Genomic DNA, 2,978 nt, shown 5'->3' on the forward strand with positions numbered 1-2,978 from the left:
ACCCAAAACACCTTCGGTGTTGTCAGGTTAAGCCGCACGGTTCATTAGTACTGGTTAGCTCAACGTCTCGCAACGCTTACACACCCAGCCTATCCACGTCCTCGTCTCGGACGTTCCTTCAGTGTCCTCAAGGGACAAGGGAAGACTCATCTCAAGGCAAGTTTCCCGCTTAGATGCTTTCAGCGGTTATCTCTGCCGCACTTAGCTACCGGGCAATGCCATTGGCATGACAACCCGAACACCAGTGGTGCGTCCACTCCGGTCCTCTCGTACTAGGAGCAGCCCCTTTCAATCTTCCAGCGCCCACGGCAGATAGGGACCGAACTGTCTCACGACGTTCTAAACCCAGCTCGCGTACCACTTTAAATGGCGAACAGCCATACCCTTGGGACCTACTTCAGCCCCAGGATGTGATGAGCCGACATCGAGGTGCCAAACACCGCCGTCGATATGAACTCTTGGGCGGTATCAGCCTGTTATCCCCGGAGTACCTTTTATCCGTTGAGCGATGGCCCTTCCATGCAGAACCACCGGATCACTAAGACCTACTTTCGTACCTGCTCGAGCCGTCACTCTCGCAGTCAAGCCAGCTTATGCCTTTGCACTAACCTCACGATGTCCGACCGTGATTAGCTAACCTTCGTGCTCCTCCGTTACGCTTTGGGAGGAGACCGCCCCAGTCAAACTACCCACCAGACACTGTCCGCAGCCCGGGTCACGGGCCTACGTTAGAACATCAAACATTCAAGGGTGGTATTTCAAGGATGGCTCCATGCAGACTGGCGTCCACACTTCAAAGCCTCCCACCTATCCTACACATCAAGGCTCAAGGTTCAGTGTCAAGCTATAGTAAAGGTTCACGGGGTCTTTCCGTCTTGCCGCGGGTACACTGCATCTTCACAGCGAGTTCAATTTCACTGAGTCTCGGGTGGAGACAGCCTGGCCATCATTACGCCATTCGTGCAGGTCGGAACTTACCCGACAAGGAATTTCGCTACCTTAGGACCGTTATAGTTACGGCCGCCGTTTACTGGGGCTTCGATCAAGAGCTTCGCCTTGCGGCTGACCCCATCAATTAACCTTCCAGCACCGGGCAGGCGTCACACCGTATACGTCCACTTTCGTGTTTGCACAGTGCTGTGTTTTTATTAAACAGTTGCAGCCAGCTGGTATCTGCGACTGGCTTCAGCTCCGAGCGCATGTCTCTTCACCTAATGCCAGCGTGCCTTCTCCCGAAGTTACGGCACCATTTTGCCTAGTTCCTTCACCCGAGTTCTCTCAAGCGCCTGAGTATTCTCTACCTGACCACCTGTGTCGGTTTGGGGTACGATTCAGTGTTACCTGGTGCTTAGAGGCTTTTCCTGGAAGCAGGGCATCAACCACTTCAGCACCGTAGTGCCTCGTCATTACGCCTCAGTGTTGCAGTACTCCGGATTTGCCAGGAGCACACACCTACACGCTTAAACCGGGACGACCGTCGCCCGGCTGGCCTAGCCTTCTCCGTCCCCCCTTCGCAGTAACACCGAGTACAGGAATATTAACCTGTTTCCCATCGACTACGCCTGTCGGCCTCGCCTTAGGGGTCGACTCACCCTGCCCCGATTAACGTTGGACAGGAACCCTTGGTCTTCCGGCGAGCGGGTTTTTCACCCGCTTTATCGTTACTTATGTCAGCATTCGCACTTCTGATACCTCCAGCATGCCTCACGGCACACCTTCGCAGGCTTACAGAACGCTCCCCTACCCAACAACACATTCGTGCCGCTGCCGCAGCTTCGGTGCATGGTTTAGCCCCGTTACATCTTCCGCGCAGGCCGACTCGACCAGTGAGCTATTACGCTTTCTTTAAATGATGGCTGCTTCTAAGCCAACATCCTGGCTGTCTGAGCCTTCCCACTTCGTTTCCCACTTAACCATGACTTGGGGACCTTAGCTGGCGGTCTGGGTTGTTTCCCTCTTCACGACGGACGTTAGCACCCGCCGTGTGTCTCCCGTGATAACATTCTCCGGTATTCGCAGTTTGCATCGGGTTGGTAAGTCGGGATGACCCCCTAGCCGAAACAGTGCTCTACCCCCGAAGATGAGTTCACGAGGCGCTACCTAAATAGCTTTCGGGGAGAACCAGCTATCTCCCGGTTTGATTGGCCTTTCACCCCCAGCCACAAGTCATCCGCTAATTTTTCAACATTAGTCGGTTCGGTCCTCCAGTTAGTGTTACCCAACCTTCAACCTGCCCATGGCTAGATCACCGGGTTTCGGGTCTATACCCTGCAACTTAACGCCCAGTTAAGACTCGGTTTCCCTGCGGCTCCCCTAAACGGTTAACCTTGCTACAGAATATAAGTCGCTGACCCATTATACAAAAGGTACGCAGTCACACCCGCAAAGGGTGCTCCCACTGCTTGTACGTACACGGTTTCAGGTTCTCTTTCACTCCCCTCGCCGGGGTTCTTTTCGCCTTTCCCTCACGGTACTGGTTCACTATCGGTCAGTCAGGAGTATTTAGCCTTGGAGGATGGTCCCCCCCTATTCAGACAGGATACCACGTGTCCCGCCCTACTCTTCGAGCTCACAATACCAGCGTCTTCGGATACGGGGCTATCACCCTTTACTGCCGGCCTTTCCAGACCGTTCTCCTGGCGCTGATGCTGATGCTGGCTCTGGGCTGTTCCCCGTTCGCTCGCCGCTACTGGGGGAATCTCGGTTGATTTCTTTTCCTCGGGGTACTGAGATGTTTCAGTTCCCCCGGTTCGCCTCATTCACCTATGGATTCAGTGAATGATAGTGCAACGGATTGCACTGGGTTTCCCCATTCGGGTATCGCCGGGTATTGCGGTTCCTATCACCTGACCGGCGCTTTTCGCAGATTAGCACGCCCTTCATCGCCTCTGACTGCCTAGGCATCCACCGTGTACGCTTATTCGCTTAACCTCACAACCCGAAGGTGTCTTCAGATTGCAGGGTTGAGAGACTCATCA

At 54.3% G+C, this 2,978-nt stretch carries 1 rRNA gene; it reads right to left on the reverse strand.

Annotation, left to right across the window (positions count from 1 at the left end):
• Positions 1 to 23 precede the first annotated feature (23 nt).
• A 23S ribosomal RNA gene (locus tag Xmir_RS21615) occupies positions 24 to 2,931 on the reverse strand.
• Between the last annotated feature and the right edge of the window lie 47 nt (positions 2,932 to 2,978).

This window comes from Xenorhabdus miraniensis, assembly GCF_002632615.1.